25 protein-coding genes are annotated in these 19,025 nt (G+C 40.2%); all 25 read left to right on the forward strand.

All coding sequences use genetic code 11. The annotated features are described in order from the left end of the window. Positions 1-7: 7 nt before the first annotated feature. The gene (gene darG / locus CTT30_RS06020; RefSeq protein WP_252036346.1) at positions 8-1,039 is read left to right on the forward strand and encodes a type II toxin-antitoxin system antitoxin DNA ADP-ribosyl glycohydrolase DarG; all 1,032 of its coding nucleotides are present in this window, start codon (positions 8-10) and stop codon (positions 1,037-1,039) included. A 191-nt stretch (positions 1,040-1,230) separates the two neighbouring features. Then, positions 1,231-1,464, forward strand: coding sequence for an HTH-like domain-containing protein (locus tag CTT30_RS06025; protein ID WP_039509115.1), 234 nt, complete (start codon positions 1,231-1,233; stop codon positions 1,462-1,464). 465 nt (positions 1,465-1,929) lie between these two features. Continuing rightward, on the forward strand, positions 1,930-2,085 hold the full coding sequence (locus tag CTT30_RS06030; RefSeq protein ID WP_252036347.1) for a hypothetical protein: 156 nt from the start codon (positions 1,930-1,932) through the stop codon (positions 2,083-2,085). A gap of 21 nt (positions 2,086-2,106) precedes the next feature. After that, positions 2,107-2,628 (forward strand): hypothetical protein, encoded by a 522-nt coding sequence (locus tag CTT30_RS06035; protein ID WP_252036348.1) that lies wholly within the window; start codon positions 2,107-2,109, stop codon positions 2,626-2,628. A gap of 190 nt (positions 2,629-2,818) precedes the next feature. After that, on the forward strand, positions 2,819-3,421 hold the full coding sequence (locus CTT30_RS06040) for a hypothetical protein (RefSeq protein WP_252036349.1): 603 nt from the start codon (positions 2,819-2,821) through the stop codon (positions 3,419-3,421). A gap of 1,129 nt (positions 3,422-4,550) precedes the next feature. Continuing rightward, entirely contained in the window at positions 4,551-4,967 is a 417-nt protein-coding gene (locus CTT30_RS06045) for a VOC family protein (RefSeq protein WP_252036611.1), read from the forward strand. Positions 4,968-5,111: 144 nt separating this feature from the next. Next, positions 5,112-5,738, forward strand: coding sequence for a hypothetical protein (locus CTT30_RS06050; RefSeq protein ID WP_252036350.1), 627 nt, complete (start codon positions 5,112-5,114; stop codon positions 5,736-5,738). Positions 5,739-6,356: 618 nt separating this feature from the next. Beyond that, the gene (locus CTT30_RS06060) at positions 6,357-6,899 is read left to right on the forward strand and encodes a hypothetical protein (RefSeq protein ID WP_252036351.1); all 543 of its coding nucleotides are present in this window, start codon (positions 6,357-6,359) and stop codon (positions 6,897-6,899) included. A gap of 126 nt (positions 6,900-7,025) precedes the next feature. After that, a complete protein-coding gene (locus CTT30_RS06065) occupies positions 7,026-7,613 on the forward strand; it encodes a hypothetical protein (protein WP_252036352.1) in 588 nt (195 codons plus the stop codon). 143 nt (positions 7,614-7,756) lie between these two features. Beyond that, the gene (locus tag CTT30_RS06070) at positions 7,757-8,152 is read left to right on the forward strand and encodes a DUF3465 domain-containing protein (RefSeq protein ID WP_252036353.1); all 396 of its coding nucleotides are present in this window, start codon (positions 7,757-7,759) and stop codon (positions 8,150-8,152) included. Positions 8,153-8,300: 148 nt separating this feature from the next. After that, the gene (locus tag CTT30_RS06075; RefSeq protein WP_252036354.1) at positions 8,301-8,657 is read left to right on the forward strand and encodes a hypothetical protein; all 357 of its coding nucleotides are present in this window, start codon (positions 8,301-8,303) and stop codon (positions 8,655-8,657) included. Positions 8,658-9,127: 470 nt separating this feature from the next. After that, positions 9,128-9,328 (forward strand): hypothetical protein, encoded by a 201-nt coding sequence (locus CTT30_RS06080; protein ID WP_252036355.1) that lies wholly within the window; start codon positions 9,128-9,130, stop codon positions 9,326-9,328. Positions 9,329-10,082: 754 nt separating this feature from the next. Further along, positions 10,083-10,898 (forward strand): GNAT family N-acetyltransferase, encoded by an 816-nt coding sequence (locus CTT30_RS06085; protein WP_252036356.1) that lies wholly within the window; start codon positions 10,083-10,085, stop codon positions 10,896-10,898. A 1,044-nt stretch (positions 10,899-11,942) separates the two neighbouring features. After that, complete coding sequence (locus CTT30_RS06090; protein WP_305130641.1) at positions 11,943-12,101, forward strand: hypothetical protein; 159 nt, start codon at positions 11,943-11,945, stop codon at positions 12,099-12,101. Next, positions 12,092-12,604: a hypothetical protein gene (locus CTT30_RS06095; RefSeq protein WP_252036357.1), complete on the forward strand. Its 513-nt coding sequence runs from the start codon at positions 12,092-12,094 to the stop codon at positions 12,602-12,604. The genes CTT30_RS06090 and CTT30_RS06095 overlap by 10 nt, the downstream gene beginning before the upstream one ends. Before the next feature lie 135 nt (positions 12,605-12,739). Beyond that, positions 12,740-13,159: a hypothetical protein gene (locus CTT30_RS06100; RefSeq protein ID WP_252036358.1), complete on the forward strand. Its 420-nt coding sequence runs from the start codon at positions 12,740-12,742 to the stop codon at positions 13,157-13,159. A gap of 450 nt (positions 13,160-13,609) precedes the next feature. Next, on the forward strand, positions 13,610-13,792 hold the full coding sequence (locus CTT30_RS06105; protein WP_252036359.1) for a hypothetical protein: 183 nt from the start codon (positions 13,610-13,612) through the stop codon (positions 13,790-13,792). Then, positions 13,758-14,219: a hypothetical protein gene (locus CTT30_RS06110; protein WP_252036360.1), complete on the forward strand. Its 462-nt coding sequence runs from the start codon at positions 13,758-13,760 to the stop codon at positions 14,217-14,219. The genes CTT30_RS06105 and CTT30_RS06110 overlap by 35 nt, the downstream gene beginning before the upstream one ends. A gap of 146 nt (positions 14,220-14,365) precedes the next feature. Further along, positions 14,366-14,842 carry a hypothetical protein gene (locus CTT30_RS06115; RefSeq protein WP_252036361.1) on the forward strand — a complete coding sequence of 159 codons (477 nt, stop codon included), beginning with the start codon at positions 14,366-14,368 and terminating at the stop codon, positions 14,840-14,842. Positions 14,843-15,307: 465 nt separating this feature from the next. After that, positions 15,308-15,457: a hypothetical protein gene (locus CTT30_RS06120; RefSeq protein WP_252036362.1), complete on the forward strand. Its 150-nt coding sequence runs from the start codon at positions 15,308-15,310 to the stop codon at positions 15,455-15,457. A 41-nt stretch (positions 15,458-15,498) separates the two neighbouring features. Beyond that, positions 15,499-15,726: a hypothetical protein gene (locus CTT30_RS06125; RefSeq protein ID WP_252036363.1), complete on the forward strand. Its 228-nt coding sequence runs from the start codon at positions 15,499-15,501 to the stop codon at positions 15,724-15,726. A 217-nt stretch (positions 15,727-15,943) separates the two neighbouring features. Beyond that, complete coding sequence (locus CTT30_RS06130) at positions 15,944-17,017, forward strand: hypothetical protein (RefSeq protein WP_252036364.1); 1,074 nt, start codon at positions 15,944-15,946, stop codon at positions 17,015-17,017. 119 nt (positions 17,018-17,136) lie between these two features. After that, complete coding sequence (locus CTT30_RS06135; protein WP_252036365.1) at positions 17,137-17,592, forward strand: GNAT family N-acetyltransferase; 456 nt, start codon at positions 17,137-17,139, stop codon at positions 17,590-17,592. A 28-nt stretch (positions 17,593-17,620) separates the two neighbouring features. Then, positions 17,621-18,487: a DUF2321 domain-containing protein gene (locus tag CTT30_RS06140; protein WP_252036366.1), complete on the forward strand. Its 867-nt coding sequence runs from the start codon at positions 17,621-17,623 to the stop codon at positions 18,485-18,487. A gap of 172 nt (positions 18,488-18,659) precedes the next feature. Continuing rightward, the gene (locus CTT30_RS06145) at positions 18,660-18,920 is read left to right on the forward strand and encodes a YrhK family protein (RefSeq protein ID WP_239871653.1); all 261 of its coding nucleotides are present in this window, start codon (positions 18,660-18,662) and stop codon (positions 18,918-18,920) included. The last annotated feature ends 105 nt before the right edge of the window (positions 18,921-19,025 follow it).

The following is a 19,025-nucleotide window of genomic DNA, read 5'->3' on the forward strand; positions in this document are numbered from 1 at the left end:
AGGGGTTATGATTAGTTACAGAACTGGAAATATAATAATTGATGACTCTGAAGCAATAGTGAATACCGTAAACTGTGTTGGTGTTATGGGGAAAGGTCTTGCTTTACAGTTTAAAAAGGCATTTTTGGATAACTTTAAACAGTATAAATCAGCTTGTGACCGTAAAGAAGTTAAAATAGGAAAGATGTTTGTCACTGAGCAAGGTGACATGTTTAACCGTAAAATTATTATTAACTTTCCTACTAAAGATCATTGGAAAGGTAAGTCAAAATATGAATATATTGAATCCGGCTTAGATGATTTAGCAATTAAAATACAAGAATATGGTATTAAGTCTATTGCCATTCCACCATTAGGCGCAGGTCTGGGTGGATTGGAGTGGTCAACGGTAAGATCGATGATTATCGATAAGCTCGGTAGTATTCAAGATGTTTCTATTAATATCTATGAGCCACTTGGTAGTCCGGATGCTAAAGATATAGTAATTAATACTAAAGTACCGAATATGACCAAAGGTCGAGCATTATTACTTAAGCTATTGGGTATTTATTCTTCTAAAGGTTATGAGTGTACTAAATTGGAAGCTCAGAAATTAGCATACTTCCTCCAGGAAGCGGGAGTTGACCTTAAACTGAAGTATGAAGCTCACAATTTTGGACCGTATGCCGATAATTTGAACCATGTGTTGAGCCATATAGATGGACATTTTATTAGTGGTTTTGGAGACCGTGTTGCCAAATCAAGGATCTCTATCATTAATAACTCACTCGATGCAGCGGAAGAATATTTATCTAACCATCCAGAAAGTGATGAGGCTATTTGTAAAGTTGAGAAACTGATACGCGGATATGAAACACCATTAAGTATGGAAGTGTTATCTACGGTTCACTGGGTTGTTAAGCATGAGGGTTATAGTCCAAATGACTTTGACTCAATCAAGTTATTCATCTATCAATGGAATGACCATAAAGCTTCAATTAAAGAAAAATATCTCAAGAAAGCTTTATCACGACTAGAAAGTAATTGCTGGGTATCGTAGCCCTAACAAAGCATTTAAGAGTGATTCCCAACGCTTGGCATTTTCGGTGCTATTCGTTGGGTTTTGTGTTTATGGCGCAAATATTTAGCCTGGTGGTGGCGTTGCTCACACCTTAATGCGGCGTTATGTGCATTGTTGAGCATTAAGCTAAGATCGTAAGGCCTACAATTTTCAAACAGAGGTAATTTATAATGACTCTTAATGAACTTGGTGAAGCCTTATCAGGTATGTATCACAATGCTCCTAACGGTGATTCAGTTGCTATGATTCACCTATTTGGAATCAAATATGCCGTTGAAATCAAAGATCTTGGTGCGTCTAGTAAATCTATTGCTAAAGCTGCACACATCAATGAGTCTTACGGTACAGAAATTAGTAAAGGTATAAAACTCGCAAAGTATGTGACACCTAAAGCATGCACATAACAAGCAATTTAAGAGGGATTCTCAACGCTTGGCACTTTTGCTTCTACTTCAAATTTAGTGTTTATGGCACAATACTTTAGGTTAGGGTGGCGGCGTTGTTCACCCCTTAATTGGGCGTTAGGTTGCTTTAAGTTTGTTCGGTTTTTTAGTTTGGTGTCCAGCCACTTCAATAATATTGTTTTCGCTAGTGTCAGTGGTCATGTGGCTCGAACTTTTTTAGGTGAAGGTTTCCTTCTATTGACAAACATTTGTGTGAGTAGGCAGAGTGTCTTCTGTTTTAAGTGCTCTTGTCCAAGTCTATTCATTGGAAGTTTGTCATCTCAATTTGGCTAGCTTTTTGGCTTCAGTGAACCACCGCAAAAATAGTGATGTGACTGCCATTCAGCTTCGGTGGTTGTTGCGGTGCAGTTAGCTTTGGTGTTTCATGGTTTAGTCTTATAGCTTAAGTGAGCAAAAGCATTCGTAATGAGCATACCTAACCATCAGCTCAAGACGGACAACCAACGCTTAGCGGTTTTGTGTCTGGCTGTGTTCAGTGTTTTCGGTGGTTTGCTTGAGTTTTGTGGTATCGTTGGTTGCCGCTTAGCAAGGGCGTTATATGGCTATCAGGTATTAACCTAATGTATGACTTAGGAGCAACTAGTGGCAACGGAATATCGTTCGTTTTTCAACATAGGATTATATGACCCAGCACATTTTGATCGTTGGCCCTATGGCTCAAATGAATATGATAGCGCGTTATATTTATCAGCAAAAAAGAGAAAATGTGGTTGGGGAAAAGCCGCTGAGTTTAACTCAATTGATGAAGCTAGAGCATTTTTTAATGATTGGAAAAATAGTTCCAAGCTTAAGATGCATATTATTGAGTTCAAGAAGTATGTTGAAGTGCCTGAACCCACATATCCTGAGGATCACCCTCACAGTTTGCTAAAGCGTATACACCAAGGTGAAAAATACAATGTTTGGGTTACTGCAGAGCTATGGTTCAAGGGGCAAATATCCACTCACTATGTGTCTAAACAAACGCTAAGACGTCATCGTGATATCCTAATAAACTATGGTATTGACATAGCCAAAGAGCCTGAGCAAATTTACGAACCACCGAAAATGAAAAGAGATGATGTCTGGCATACAGCTTCACCAAAGTTGAAAGCCCTGGATTAGGGTGCTAGTTGTAAATCAGTGTTGGTGTAAAGCCATATAACAAAGCGTTCAATAGGACAGTCAACGCTTGGCAGTTTTGGCTCTCATTTGGGCATTAGTGTTTATGTCACAATGGTTTAAGTATGTGGTAGCGTTGTCTGCCCATTAACGCGGCGTTAGCATTCTAGGAGGAAGTATTCAGATTGTATCATTGATAGCTCCATTGATTTTTGTATTGTTTATTGTGTTTAAGGCAAGGGTTTCGGTATATCACAATACTCTCGACAATGGTGTTTTGACTTATGTTTCAGCTTTCTTGGCAGTATCTCTAACTGCGATTTTATACATGTATAAAATTAGAAGAGTTAAACGCGTCGAAAACATAATAGTGGAACATGGAAAGTATGGAAAGAGTCCCAACTCTGCAATTCGTTTGTTACCAATTCTGGTTATTCCGCTGTTTATCTTAATAAGAATTGGGATGTCAATTTCAAATGAAAGGTATGTGGATGGAGATGTAGTAAAAATCAACTACACGGTTACTTGTAAAGGTGAGCGCTCAGTCAAAGGTGGGAGAATAAAGTATCTGTGTATCAACGACGGTGAAAGAGAACTTAAATATGATTCCAATGACATAGCATCTCATTATTTTTCAGTTGGAGAAGAAATTATAGTTACTGCACAAAGAGGTTATTGGGGATACTTAGTTATTCAGGAACTCCACAAAAAGAAAACTCGGAAGGCGCTCGATGCGAAAGCGGTAACTTGTCCTGGGTTATCTGCTTCAGAGTGTGCTCGATACTTTGCTCCATAAAAAGTATCCAAGTTTAAGCTCGAATGCCAACAAGGCGTTTAAGGCAGATTCCCAACGCTTGGCACTCTGCATTCAAATTTGGTTTTAGTGTTTACGGTGTAAAGGTTTAGGTTAGGTGGTTAGCGTTGCTCACTACTTAACGCGGCGTTATAACTTCTGGAGGTGGCATGCAAAGAGAGGCGCTAGTAAAGTACTTTTTCAGAAAGGATCACATAGAGTCATTCTTTAAGTGGGTCGAGTGGATGACTTTAACGGTAGTAATCTGCGTAGCATGGGGTTCTAGTAAATTTAACCTATTTATTGCTCCTTTTGCCCTGGTCAGTGTTGCATACGTATGGCAGAGTTTCTTATTTGGTTTGTCTGCGTTTATTGGTGACTACCTCGCACAGTTTAAGTTAAGCCGAACAGTTATAAAAATCGTAGTCGGGCTGCTTTCACCTGTATTTATATTTGGTCCATTGTTCACAATAGTTCCTTTGTTTGTGGCGATGTTGAAGTTATAACAAAGCGTTTAAGACGGATTCCCAACGCTTGGCATTTTCGGTTTAATTTGAATTTAGTGTTTACGGCACAATGGATTAGGCTTGGTGGTAGCGTTGCTCACCACTTAACGCGGCGTTAGGTTGCTCTGGATTTGTACGGTTTTTTAGTTTAGCGCTCAGCCACTTCAATAATCTTGTTTTTCGCGAATTTCAGCAGCTATGTGGCTCGAACTTTTTCAGGTGAAAGTTTCATTCAACTGGTAAGCTTTGACATTAGTGGCTGAGGACTTTCCGTTTTAAGTGCTCTTGCCCAAGTCTATTCATTGGTAGTTAGTTATCTCAATTTGGTTAGCTTTCTTGCTTCAGCGAACCACCGCAAAAATAGTGATGTGGTTGTTATTCAGCTTCGGTGGGGATTGCGGTGCAGTTGGCCTTGGTGTTTCATGGCTTAGTCCTAGCTTAAGCGATCAAAAGCGTTTGTAATGAGCATACCTAACCATCCGCTCAAGACGGACAACCAACGCTTGGCGGTTGTATGTCTAGTTGGGTATCGTGTTTACGGTGGTTTGTTTGAGTTTTATGGTATTGTTGGTAGCCGCTTAGCAAGGGCGTTATGCTACCGGTCAAAATCTTCAATAAGGGGTACTATGAAACAGAACATTGTCCATATCGCTTTGGTCGTGAAAGACTATGATGAAGCCATTGATTTTTACGTGAATAAACTCAAATTCGAACTTATTGAAGATATCTATCAACCTGAGCAAGACAAACGTTGGGTGGTTGTAGCACCACCGAATTCTCATGGTGTTACGTTGTTATTGGCCAAAGCCTCGAAGCCAGAACAACATGATTTCATTGGTAATCAAGCAGGCGGCCGAGTATTTCTGTTCCTAAATACAGATGATTTCTGGCGAGACTTTGAGCGTATGAAATCGATAGGTATTAACTTCGTCCGCGAGCCTACTGAACAAGACTATGGAACGGTAGCCGTGTTTGAAGACTTGTATGGAAATCTGTGGGACCTTCTTCAATTAAACCCAGACCACCCAATGGCGAAAAGGTAGCATAACCAAGCGTTCAATAGGACAGCCAACGCTTGGCAGTTTTGGTTCACAGTTTGATTCTTGTGTTTATGTCACAGTGGTTCAAGTATTTGGTAGCGTTGTCTGCCCATTAACGCGGCGTTAAGTTACTTCAGAAAAGTGGACATGAAAAACGAAATTAAACAAAACCTTAAAGTTAAGCTGGAGCTGATATCAGATGAACTGATGACTTCTTTGGACACTGAATTTGAGGCGCTACTTCGTCGTAATTCTGCTGATGGCATGTTGCGATCAGGAAAAACGATCAAAGATACAATGGAGTTGGTTTCACGTTTAGACTCTAATCTATATTCCAGTGCTCTCGTGCATATCGATAGCCTTAACATTCAATATAGTTCATCACTCGAGTCAGATATTTCATGTCTTGTTTCTGAAGCTAAAACGCGCTTCGCAAAGAAAGTGCTGTCGGTTTTCCAACGAAGTACAGAGATTGCTGGAAAACCAGATTTATATGAGGCTTTGTTACCGGATTTAATGTCAGAGACTTCTGCTACGAGAACAAATTTTGAGAACCAGTTAAACCTAAAAATAATTGAATTAAAAAGAGTGCATATCAAAACGCCATTAGAAATAGGTTTGTGGGTACTTGAGCTTGTTGTAATAGCTTCATTAATATTTATATCAGGTATGTGGTTTAGTGACCCAGAAGGTAATTATGAGCCATTGTTTGCTGGTTTGGGGCTTTTGGTACCATTTATTTATGTTCTAATTAGACGTACTTCGAAACAGTAACTTAACAAACTGTTCAAGAGGGATTCGCAACGCGTGGTATTTTCACTATGCGTTGGTTTTAGTGTTTAAGGTGGTATGCTGCGGCTTTGGTATAGCGTTGCTCACCCCTTAACAGGGCGTTAGGTTGCTTTAAGTTTGTACGGTTTTTTAGTTTGGCGTTCAGCCACTTCGAATCCTTTTGTTGTCGCTAGTTTCAGCGGTCATGTGGCTCGAGTTTTTTCAGGTGAAGGTTTCATTCAACTGGTAAGTTTTGACGTTAGTGATTGAGTGTTTTCTGTTTTTAAGTGCTCTTGGCCAAGTTTGTTCATTGGTAGTTCGTTATCTCAATCTGGTCAGTCTTTTTGCTTCAGCGAACCACCGCAAAAATAGTGACGCGGTTGTTATTCAGTTTCGGTGGAGATTGCGGTGCAGTTAGCTTTTGTGTTTCATGGGCTGGTCCTATAGCACCAGCGAGCAAAGACACTCGTAATGAGCATACCTAACCATCCGCTCAAGACGGACAACCAACGCTTGGCGGTTTTGTGTCCGATTGTGTTCAGTGTTTACGGTGGTTTGTTTTAGTTTTGTGGTATGGTTGGTAGCCGCTTAGCAAGGGCGTTATGGTAATGAGGTGTTATTTTGGAATTAAGTGAAAAAGAAATTCAGCAACTGTTGCATATGCAGGCAACAACGGATTTTGATAGACGCAACAAGTGGATTGCATGTCAAAACACACTAGAGCTAATACATAAATTAATGATAGTACCATACCAAGGAATTGCTTTAGTCGACGCTCAATTGGTTGTTGAAGATAGGAACATAATTGAAGGTAATCCAACACAATTTAAAGGAGATTTAAGCTTTCATTTAACTCAATCATACTTATGGGTTCTCGGGGCTTATGAAATAATAAGGACAATATCTCAGTTTGCAGATAGTACTGAGGGTACAGCTCTTAAGGCTTTTAAAGATGAAGTGCGGGGACTAAAACATAAATTTGAGCGTTTAAGAGTTCCACTGGCTAAATTTGAAGCAGCTCGAAAAAACCCAACAGGATACACATATGCTTACCCTGAGATTAATACTATGCTTGGCACAAGTTGGCGCATCTCAAATACTGAGAGCATCTCACGCCGAGAACTATCTGATGAGTTCTTGCAGCTCATGGAAAAATTACCATAACAAAGCATTTAAGAGTGATTCGCAACGCTTGGCGCTTTCGCTTCGCTCAAGTATAGCCAAGCGATGCTCACACCTTAATGCGGCGTTAACTGTACCCGCAAATCGTATGTACTGAGAAAGGATTTTATGTTAGAAGATTGGCTAAAATTTATCGCATTATTTGTTCCTGTAATCGGTATTGTTCCTTTATTAAGGCAAATTCAGGATTATTCGTTTACCAAGAATAAAGAGTACTATCAGATCTATGAAAAGGTCAGGGCTTTAGTTCAAGATTCTTTGACTGACAATTATGCTGAATTATTAGTGCTAATGAACTGTATTACTTCACGAGAATTAAGTCCGAAAGAAGTTGAGTGGTTTGTTGAATATCCAGGTGCATTTCGTTATCTCAAAGATTTTGGTATTAGCGGAGCTAGGTACTTGGAAGCAGATCTTAGCAACAACACATTCTCTCTGACGCCACGAGTCAACACCTTAAGAAAAAGGGTGTTTGAAAGGCTTAAGTTTGTAGGTTTTGTATCATTTTTCTTATTAGTCATGATCATCCCGCTAGCATATCTTTTATCCGTATCATCCCACGCAGCTATAGACTTCTTTGTGTACATAGTTATGTTTGGCTGTCTTTGCTTGGTTTTTACAGCTCTTATCGTAATGTTTGGAGCTTTGGATAAAGCCGTAGAATTGGATCGAGTCCATGTCGGAAAGTACAGTTAACAAAGCATTTAAGAGTGATTCTCAACGCTTGGCATTTTTCATTCCATCGTTAAGTTCAGTGTTTACGGTGGTAAGGTTAAGCTTGGTGGTCGCGTTGTTCACACCTTAATGCGGCGTTATGTGAATCAGAGAGAATTGAGTGTATGAAGAAGTTCTTCGCAATATTTATTGCAGCTTTTTGTTTAGTTTCAGTTGATGCTCTAGCGAATAACTACAAGCTCGGGCAGGCGTTTGAAAATCATCAAAGTGACCTTCAAGTTCGTGGTTCAGGAACAGTGATTCGCCTATTGCCAGATGACAACAAAGGAACTCGACATCAAAGATTTATACTCAAATTAGATAGTAAGCAGACTTTGCTTGTTGCCCATAATATCGATTTAGCGCCAAGAACCCCCAACCTAAAAGTCGGCGATCGAGTTCAGTTTTACGGCGAATATGAATGGAATAAAAAGGGTGGTGTAATTCACTGGACACACCGTGATCCCAACAATAGGCATCCGCACGGTTGGCTAAAGCACAACGGTAAAAAGTACGAGTGAAAATTCACATAACAAAGCATTTAAGAGGGATTCTCAACGCTTGGCACTTCAGCTTCTACTTCAATTTAAGTGTATATGGCACAATATGTTAAGTCGGGTGGTTGCGTTGTTCACCCCTTAATGCGGCGTTAAATTTTTTAGAGGTAATATGAAGGTTTATAAATCGATATTTTGGGGTGTGTTTTTTGCTCTATTACAATCTTCAGAGGTGTTGGCGGAGACATTCTCAACTTATGAAGGAAAAATTAAGAGCATTTATCTGCATGAGCGTTTACACACCCCGTACTTTGGTATTGAACTTGAAGGTACAATGGATAAAAATCCGTGTGGAGACAGCTTAAAGTATTTTATCAAAAACCCAGAAACATTGAACGATAGACATCTATCAATGCTTCTTGCTGCACATGCATCCGGTAAAGTTGTCGTTATCCAAAATGCAGATACAACGGTTGCTCAACGATGCCATAGTAACTACCCAACATTCAATTTTGTTAAAGTAAAATAGAAAACTTAACAAAGCATTTAAGAGTGATTCCCAACGCTTGGCATTTTCAATTCAAGGTTGGGTTTCGTGTTTACAGCGCAATGGTTTAGGTCAGTGGTAGCGTTGCTCACACCTTAATGCGGCGTTAGGTTGCTTTGGGTTTGAACGGTTTGTAGTTTGGCGTTCAGCCACTTCAATAATCTTGTTTGTCGCGAATCTCAGCGGCCATGTGGCTCGAACTTTTGCAGGTGAAGGTTCCATTCAACTGGCAAGCTTGGATGTTAGTGGCTGAGTGTTTTCTGTTTTTAAGTGCTCTTGTCCAAGTCTATTCATTGGTAGTTTGTTCTCTCAACTTGATTAGCTTTTGGGCTTCAGCGAACCACCGCAAAAATAGTGGCGTGGTTGTTTTCAGCCTTGGTGGTTATTGCGGTGCAGTTAGCTTTGGTGTTTCATGGGTTAGTCCTATAGCTCCAGCGAGCAAAGCGTTCGTAATGAGCATACCTAACCATCCGCTCAAGACGGACAACCAACGCTTGGCGGCTTTGTGTCTGGTTGAATTTAGTGTTTACGGTGGTTTGTCTGAGTTTTGTGGTACTGTTGGTAGCCGCTTAGCAAGGGCGTTAGGTTGCTTTAAGTTTGTACGTTTTTTTAGTTTGGCACTCAGCCACTTAAGTTCTCTTGTTTGTCGCTAGTATCTGTGGCCATGTGGCTCGAACTTTTGCATGTGAAAGTTTCATTCAATTGGCAAGTTTTGACGTTAGTGGGTGAGTGTATTCTGTTTTTAAGTGCTCCTGCCCAAGTTTATTCACTGGCAGCTCGTTATCTCAATTTGGTTAGCTTTTTGGCTTCAATGAACCACCGCAAAAATAGTGACGTGGTTGTTTATTCAGCTTCGATGGTGATTGCGGTGCAGTTAGCTTTAGTGTTTCATCGTTTAGTCCTATAGCTTCAGCGAGCAAAGCGTTTGTAATGAGCATGCCTAACAATCAGCTCAAGACGGACAACCAACGCCTGGTGGTTTTGTGTCTGGTTGTGCTCAGTGTTTAAGGTGGTTTGTTTCAGTTCTGTGGTATCGTTGGTCGCCGCTTAGCAAGGGCGTTAGGTTGCTTTAAGTTTGTTCGGTTTTTTAGTTTGGCGTCTAGCCACTTCAATAATATTGTTTTCGCTAGTGTCAGTGGTCATGTGGCTCGAACTTTTTTAGGTGAAGGTTTCCTTCTATTGACAAACATTTGTGTGAGTAGGCAGAGCGTCTTCTGTTTTAAGTGCTCTTGTCCAAGTCTATTCATTGGAAGTTTGTCATCTCAATTTGGCTAGCTTTTTGGCTTCAGTGAACCACCGCAAAAATAGTGATGTGATTGTCATTCAGCTTCGGTGGTTGTTGCGGTGCAGTTAGCTTTGGTGTTTCATGGGTGAGTCCTATAGCTTAAGCGAACATAGATGCTCGTAATGAGCATACCTAACCATCAGCTCAAGACGGACAACCAACGCTTAGCGGTTTTGTATCTGGTTGTGCTCAGTGTTTACGGTGGTTTGTCTGAGTTTTATGGTATTGTTGGTTGCCGCTTAGCAAGGGCGTTAGCTATATACGAGGATAAAATGAATACAGTGGATGTAATGCGAGAGTACAATGAGTTTGAACGAAAGCGCATTAACTCGTTTAATGGTGTAAAGAAAACGGATAGTAATCTGACTAAGTTCGTATCAAATGATCGTCATGGTAGCTATATTTCATTTTTCAGCTTCGATGAAAGTCTCACTGAATCAATAGTTAAAGAGCAACTTGCATATTTTAACAAGCGCAATTTATGTTTTGAATGGAAAACGTACAGCACCGATAAACCAAGTAATATCGGTGACGTATTGCTTGCTAATGGATTTGAAAAAGAAGCTTCCGAATCATTTATGGTTTTGGATCTTTCAAAGGCCTCGGGTGAGTCCTTTGATGAATCTCAGATCACAGAAGTTTCTGACAGCGCAGGCATTCGTGACGCAATAAGGGTTCAAGAACAGGTTTGGGGTGGAGACTTCGATTGGCAATACAACTACCTAATGAGTCTCAAAGAACATTCGCCAGATTCAGTGTCCATTTATGTAGTGTATGTCAACGACCAACCGGTCACTTCTGCTTGGCTAACATTTAATAGAAGTAGTCCATTTGCAGGTATTTGGGGCGGAAGCACCATCGAAGAATTTCGGGGTAACGGTTATTATAGTTTGCTACTCAATAAGCGTATTGCTGAAGCAAAGTCGAAAGGGGGTTAAATATCTTATAATCGATGCCTCAGATATGAGTAAACCAATCGTATCAAAGCGTGGTTTTGAAATCGTAGCGACAACTACGGGGTACACTTCACCAAATAGCTAACAAGGCGTTTAAGAGGGATTCTCAACGCTTGGCACTTTCAGTTTGAATCAGTTTTAGTGTTTACGGCACAATAGGTTAAGTTCGGTGGTAGCGTTGTTCACCCCTTAACGCGGCGTTAGGTTGCTTTAAGTTTGTACGTTTTTTTAGTTTGGCACTCAGCCACTTAAGTTCTCTTGTTTGTCGCTAGTATCTGTGGCCATGTGGCTCGAACTTTTGCATGTGAAAGTTTCATTCAATTGGCAAGTTTTGACGTTAGTGGGTGAGTGTATTCTGTTTTTAAGTGCTCCTGCCCAAGTTTATTCACTGGCAGCTCGTTATCTCAATTTGGTTAGCTTTTTGGCTTCAATGAACCACCGCAAAAATAGTGACGTGGTTGTTTATTCAGCTTCGATGGTGATTGCGGTGCAGTTAGCTTTAGTGTTTCATCGTTTAGTCCTATAGCTTCAGCGAGCAAAGCGTTTGTAATGAGCATGCCTAACAATCAGCTCAAGACGGACAACCAACGCCTGGCGGTTTTGTGTCTGGTTGTGCTCAGTGTTTAAGGTGGTTTGTTTCAGTTCTGTGGTATCGTTGGTCGCCGCTTAGCAAGGGCGTTAGGTTGCTTTAAGTTTGTTCGGTTTTTTAGTTTGGGGTCCAGCCACTTCAATAATATTGTTTTCGCTAGTGTCAGTGGTCATGTGGCTCGAACTTTTTTAGGTGAAGGTTTCCTTCTATTGACAAACATTTGTGTGAGTAGGCAGAGCGTCTTCTGTTTTAAGTGCTCTTGTCCAAGTCTATTCATTGGAAGTTTGTCATCTCAATTTGGCTAGCTTTTTGGCTTTAGTGAACCACCGCAAAAATAGTGATGTGATTGCCATTCAGCTTCGGTGGTTGTTGCGGTGTAGTTAGCTTTGGTGTTTCGTGGTTTAGTCTTATAGCTTAAGCGAGCAAAAGCATTCGTAATGAGCATACCTAACCATCAGCTCAAGACGGACAACCAACGCTTGGCGGTTTTGTGTCTGGTTATGTTTAGTGTTTACGGTGGTTTGTTGGAGTTTTGTGGTATTGTTGGTAGCCGCTTAGCAAGGGCGTTAGCTCGATGGGGGAAGTTTTGGAACTAACGGAATTAAATGAAATAAAAGACGCGAGTTTTGCACATGTTGTTTGTGATGCTAATACTTGGTTTGAGCGCTCAAGAGCTTTAATGGCATCTGCACGAATATCAATGGAACGAGTAGATATCCTTATAAATCATACCGAACGCCAAGAATTAGAAAGTGTTTGCTATTTGTTGTATGGCTTAGCCTTGGAAAACTTATTCAAAGCTGTTTGGGTTTATAATAAATATGGTTCGCCACTTAGCGAAGACTGGATGCCGGAATCAAAGTTTCCTAAAGCAATCCAAACACATGATTTGATAAAGCTTGCTGAATCAATAAATTTTGATTTATCAGAGCAATATAAACTTACATTAGAAATATTGACTGAGTCAGTAAGGTGGTCTGGTCGATATCCTTGCGATTTGAAACCGAGCTTAAGTGGGCGGTTCTTTAGCCCTCAAGTACATAAAGGTGCAGAGTCAATTTATGCTGAGTATCGTAAAATGTTCACCTTATCGAGCTAACAATCAGCTCAAGACGGACAACCAACGCTTGGTGGTTTTGTGTCTGGTTATGTTTAGTGTTTACGGTGGTTTGCTGGAGTTTTGTTTTATTGTTGGTAGCCGCTTAGCAAGGGCGTTAGGTGTTCGGAGGGCATTTTGAAAATATCTGATTTCTACGATGAAAATGACGAAATTAAACCGGTGCTTTCTCAGGGGTTTATCTCACTATGGCGTGGCTGGTTAACTAGAGAAGAAGCTTATAAGCTTAATCAAGTTGATGCCTATGAGGTTGAGCGTTTCAAACAATTAATACGACTATTGTACTCAAAATACGACATATATAGAGCTGAATGGGATTCGAGAACTTTGCACAAAATAAATAATATTGACTCTTTTTTGTCTGACTATCCTTGTAGCTTTGAGGGTGGAGATTTTGTGGAAATATTTATTCCTAGTTTGGATTTATTAATCAAAGAGACGTACGACTATACATTTATTTTTTGGTATAAGGAAAATAAAGTGCAGGAATGTATTAGTTCCTTGGCATCCCAAGTAAGGTTATATACGTTCAACTAGTAGCTACACACCTAACAAAGCGTTCAAGAGCGATTCCGCAACGCGTGCCAGTTTCGCTTCGCTCACAGTATGGCACGCATTACGTCACGCCTTAACGCGGCGTTAGGTTGCTCTGGATTTGTACGGTTTTTAGTTTAGCGCTCAGCCACTTCAATAATCTTGTTTGTCGCGAGTTTCAGTGGCCATGTGGCTCGAACTTTTTCAGGTGAAAGTTTCCTTCTATTGACAAACATTTGTGTGAGTAGGCAGAGCGTCTTCTGTTTTTAGTGCTCTTGTCCAAGTCTATTCATTGGAAGTTTGTTCTCTCAACTTGGTTAGCTTTTTTGCTTCAGCGAACCACCGCAAAAATAGTGATTTAGTTGTTATTCGGCTTGGGTGGTTATTGCGGTGCAGCTAGCTTTGGTGTTTGATAGTTTAGTCCTATAGCTCAAGCTAGCAAAGGTGTTCGTAATGAGCATACCTAACCATCCGCTCAAGACGGACAACCAACGCTTGGCGGTTTTGTGTCTGGTTGGGTATCGTGTTTACGGTGGTTTGTTTGAGTTTTGTGGTATCGTTGGTAGCCGCTTAGCAAGGGCGTTATGCGTCAGGAGAGTATATGCGCACTTTTTTTCAAAATTCAGATTACTTTGAACGCTTAGTTACCAAGCCTCTGTATTATATTAAACCTGAATACGAGCTAGATTGGGTGGGTAATAAACTCACAGAAAGTGAAGATAGCTTTGCTTGTTATTTGAATCAGCTTTTTGATGAGCTAGATGCAGTAGTTGCACCCAAGAATTATCATAAGTTTGAAGATATTATTGCCAAGTACAGTGCTTTAGAAGACTCTACAATCAGAAAGCAAGGTAAACTCTGGATTGGGCAAGACTACGGCTGGATTTTAGAAAATGGCTCGTATAATGACATTAATGAACAGAATTTAGTGCTGGCGATTGCTGGTCGCATTAAAGCCGCAAAGCGTTTTAAACAGTACAATTTTGATGATATGGAAAAGGGGCACAGAGACATGCTTTCTGAGCTTTTACAATGCTTTATATATCACCGCTCAAACGCATAACAAAGCATTTAAGAGTGATTCCTAACGCTTGGCATTTCTCATTCCATCGTTGAGTCTTGTGTTTACGGTGGTATGGTTGGGTTTCGTGGTTGCGTTACTCACACCTTAATGCGGCGTTAAATGTATCTCGAAATAAGGAGTTTATTGTGGATATAAAGAACCAGTTTAATACTAAGACAATAGAAGTTGATAAAGACAAGATTAGGTCATTAATACAAGCTGCAGAGATCGCAAAGGAAAAAGCGAGCAGGCACTTGGAGAAAGCTAGAAAGGATCTGGAACATTATCAATCAGAGCAACGTTGTTTAAATGCAATGATAGAGTACGAAAGGAACCTGAACGAGAGGAAGGATGTCTACAAGACAAACTGTTTTTCCGGGATATTAAGCAAATCTAAAGATGTGGAAAGATATTCCAACATATCTTTAGGTGAGTGTATCTCCGGTGACTTTACCCAAAGGTTGCTCAAGGTTAATAAAACTATAGAAAGTATTGAAGAAATCATCACAATATATACCAATGCTTATACGTTTTCAGAGCGAGATATAGAAAACCTAAATAATATACTGGCTGATCCTTTTAGGGAGCAAGTATTTGATAGCAGTGTGTTGGAATACATTTAACAAGCAATTTAAGAGGGATTCACAACGCTTGGCACTTTTGCTTCTACTTCAGTTTTAGTGTTTATGGCACAATGCTTTAGGTTTGGGTGTAGGCGTTGTTCACCCCTTAATTGGGCGTTAGGTTGCTTTAAGTTTGTTCGGTTTTTTAGTTTGGCGTCCAGCCACTTCAATAATATTGTTTTCTCTAGTGCCAGTGGTCATGTGGCTCGAACTTTTTTAGGTGAAGGTTTCCTTCTATTGACAAACATTTGTGTGAGTAGGCAGAGCGTCTTCTGTTTTAAGTGCTTTTGTCCAAGTTTATTCATTGGAAGCTCGTTATCTCAATTTGGTTAGCTTTTTTTGTTTCAGCGAACCACCGCAAAAATAGTGATGTGGTTGTTATTCAGCTTGGGTGGTTATTGCGGTGCAGTTAGCTTTGGTGTTTCATGGGTTAGTCCTATAGCTCCAGCGAGCAAAGCGTTCGTAATGAGCATACCTAACCATCAGCTCAAGACGGACAACCAACGCCTGGCGGTTTTGTGTCTGGTTATGTTTAGTGTTTACGGTGGTTTGTCTGAGTTTTGTGGTATTGTTGGTAGCCGCTTAGCAAGGGCGTTATGGTGCAGCAAGGTATAGTTCTTATTTGGCTTGTTGGTTCAGCGTTCGTTGCGAGTTACATGGGCATTCTCAAATTTCCACTAGGTTCCAAACCTTTACCTCTGATGAAAAGCCGCTTTGAGTTTCTCAAGACGGCTAATCTGCCGTTTGCATCTATTTACCAAGTGAAATTGGTACAGCGGCAATTAGCTGAATCTTGGCTCCAGTGGGGCGGCCCTTCTTTGTATCAATTGGCCGTATCGTTGCTGTTAGGTTTCTTCTTTGGGCTTCATGTGGTTGCTGCATAGTGGTTTACGAGGATTCGTGGCCGCAATGAGCTTACGCTTTGCGGTGAGCGTGTCGGTTGTCTTAGGTTTCCATAACCAAGCGTTTAATCGGACAACCAACGCTTGGCAGTTTTGGTTCACAGTTTGGCATTAGTGTTTATGTCACAATGGGTTAAGTTTGTGGTAGCGTTGCTTGCCCATTAACGCGGCGTTAACCGTCTAAATAGGTTCACATAGAATGAATGGAATAGAACAGCTTTCCGATATAGAAAGATTAAAAATACTTAAGTCCATAAGGCTTGGTTGTTCCACTGATAACGAATTTAAACCGTATCTAGAAAACTATGCTGGTAGCTTGGGTGTTACAGAAGCTAATAGGCGCGTTGATGGCCTTTTGCTCGAAGATGAGTTTTTGCTACTTTGCAAGTTAATGAAGTCTTGCTTTGTTATCAATGGACTGGATCAAGGGTTAACGATTGAGAATAACCTTAAAGTCCCGGACTATTTAGCTGTGTTCGATACACGAAACTGTATTTATGATTCAGAGTCGATATTGGAAAAACTATCAGCATTTGTTGAAGTTAAAACGACTGATAATGCCGAAACAAAAAAGTTAGGTGCTGGTTTCTTTAAAAAGTATTCAAACTACGCTGATACCTTTGGCATTCCTTTACTTATTGCGTCAAGGTTGAAAATAAACGCTCAACAGCAATGGTGGATTATACAAACTCAAGAGCAATTTCAAAATCATGGGCGAAAAGCCAGCGTAGAGTGTTTAACTAATAGTGTGGGTCATATTCTACTAAATGACTGCTTCATAACGGCGACTAAAAATATATATGTAGAAAAAACATTTTCAAACTCACCATCTATATCAAAAGTATATGACCCAGCATATGGTTATTTGAAATCTGTAACTGTAAAAACAGATGAAAGTGCTATTGTGCTAGAGGAACGTGACTTTTTATTTAATTTGTTTTTAGATTGCTTTGCGCAAAAGCAACTGCCCATAAGGCAACACGGTGAAGAAGTCATATTAACAGGTGTTATTGATTTTATGCAGAATCAACTTTCAAGCGATATGTTGCTAAGGGCTAATTTTTGCATTCTTGATGGGCATGGTCATAGGTATTCAAGTGCAAGTAGGCTTTTGGCACTAGTTGAAAGTGGTAATGCAACTATTCTATATAGAGATTTTATTGAACATTCTCTGAACTTTTTTAACTCGGATAATTTTTTGTTTATGGTCACAAAAATTGGTAAAGAGAAAACTAATCAAGACATTGTGAGTTCACTCGCAGTCGACGGTTAACAAGCAATTTAAGAGGGATTCACAACGCTTGGCACTTTTGCTTCTACTTCAGTTTTAGTGTTTATGGCACAATGCTTTAGGTTTGGGTGGAGGCGTTGTTCACCCCTTAATTGGGCGTTATGAGGCATATGGATATTCAACTAATACAAATAGAAAGTGATGAGTTTGAAAGTCTATTTTCTGTAGTGAAACAGGGACTTTATTCGCATGTTGATGCCGTCTTTGGTTGGTGTGATAAGTTTCAGGTCGCTCGTTTAAAAAGTGACTATGAGCCGCATTGGTTTCACTGGGTTTATCTCAATAACGCGCAAGTTGGAATGCTATGTTTCAAGCCTTACGACGATGCACTTCATGTACATCTACTCATCGTGTTTCCAGAATTTAAAAATCAGAAACTGGGTGAAAGGGTCATGAACATGGTTCACGAAATCGCGCGTGAACAAGGGCGCAGTTACGTAACCTTATCAAGCTTTACTAGAAATGAGCCTGCGGTAAGGTTTTACAAATCTCTTGGCTATAAGGTAACTGAAAGCGACGAAAACTTCCTTTCTTTGTCGCTTCAAGTTGCCTCATAACAAAGCGTTCAAGAGGGATTCTCAACGCTTGGCAATTTTGGTTCAAAGTTTAGCTTTTGTGTTTATGGCACAATATTTAGATTTGGCGGCTTGCGTTGTTCACCCCTTAACGCGGCGTTATGCCTATCTGAATATTGGAGTATATATGGGATATTACGATGTACAGCAAGTTTGTCTAAATGGACATCAAATAACAGACAATTACAACTCATCGCCTGAGTTTAGAAAGAACTTTTGTACTGACTGTGGTGAGAAAACGATCCATAAATGTCCAGAATGTAATAGTGATATTCCAGGAGACTATCATGTTGAGGGTGTTATTGGCTGGTCAAGTACTAGCGTTCCTACTCATTGCGCTCACTGTGGTAGCGAATACCCTTGGACTAAGTTGAAAGTAGAAAATGTAGAAAACGCAGTTAAGCATCACGATGTAGATCATTTGGCATTAGTAGAAAAACTATGTTCACGTTTCCATTTAGTAGCTAAGCAAATTAAGTCTAGATACAACGACAGAGATACTCTGATAATCAATGATGAGTATGATGTTCAAGATCTCCTGCATTCCATGCTTCTTATTCATTTCGATGACGTTAGAGCTGAAGAGTGGACTCCAAGCTATGCTGGAGGTTGTTCTAGAGTGGACTTTCTTCTTAAACAAGAACAGATCGTAATAGAAGTTAAAAAAACACGCCAAAGTTTGAAAGGTAAACACGTCGGTGAGCAATTAATAGTTGATACCGAAAGGTATAAAGTCCACCCCGACTGTAAGAAATTAGTGTGTTTTGTATATGATCCTGATGGGTGGGTAGCTAACCCTAGAGGTCTTGAAAACGACCTTAATTCCAGCGATGAAGACTTTGAATGCAAAGTACTAATCGTTCCCAAAGGTTATTAAGAGGATATAGGCATAACAAAGCATTTAAGAGTGATTCGCAACGCTTGGCGCTTTCGCTTCGCTCAAGTATAGCCAAGCGCCGCTCACACCTTAATGCGGCGTTAGGTTGCCAATGGACATTTGCGACCTGATGCTTATTTTATTCAGTCATGTATCGTTTTATGAGGTGAAAATGAGCCAAACAATGAAATTAGATCTAGACATTGGTAATCGACATATTGTCATCCAACGTCGTTATGAGGCCTTGGGAGCAATCAATGATTTGCTAATAGCGATTTGGTTTTTAGTTGGTAGTTTTTTCTTTTTGAATGAGTCTCTTGTTGAAAGTGGTACTTGGTTGTTTGTTGTAGGTAGTGCCCAACTAATCATTAAACCACTAATAAAGCTTACAAGTTTAGTTCATGTTGGAAGAGTATCGAAATCGTCAACCTAACCATCAGCTCAAGACGGACAACCAACGCTTGGCGGTTTTGTGTCTAGTTGGGTATCGTGTTTACGGTGGTTTATCTGAGTTTTGTGTATGGTTGGTCGCCGCTTA

It is taken from the genome of Vibrio coralliilyticus (genome assembly GCF_024449095.1).
Classification (GTDB): domain Bacteria; phylum Pseudomonadota; class Gammaproteobacteria; order Enterobacterales; family Vibrionaceae; genus Vibrio; species Vibrio coralliilyticus_A.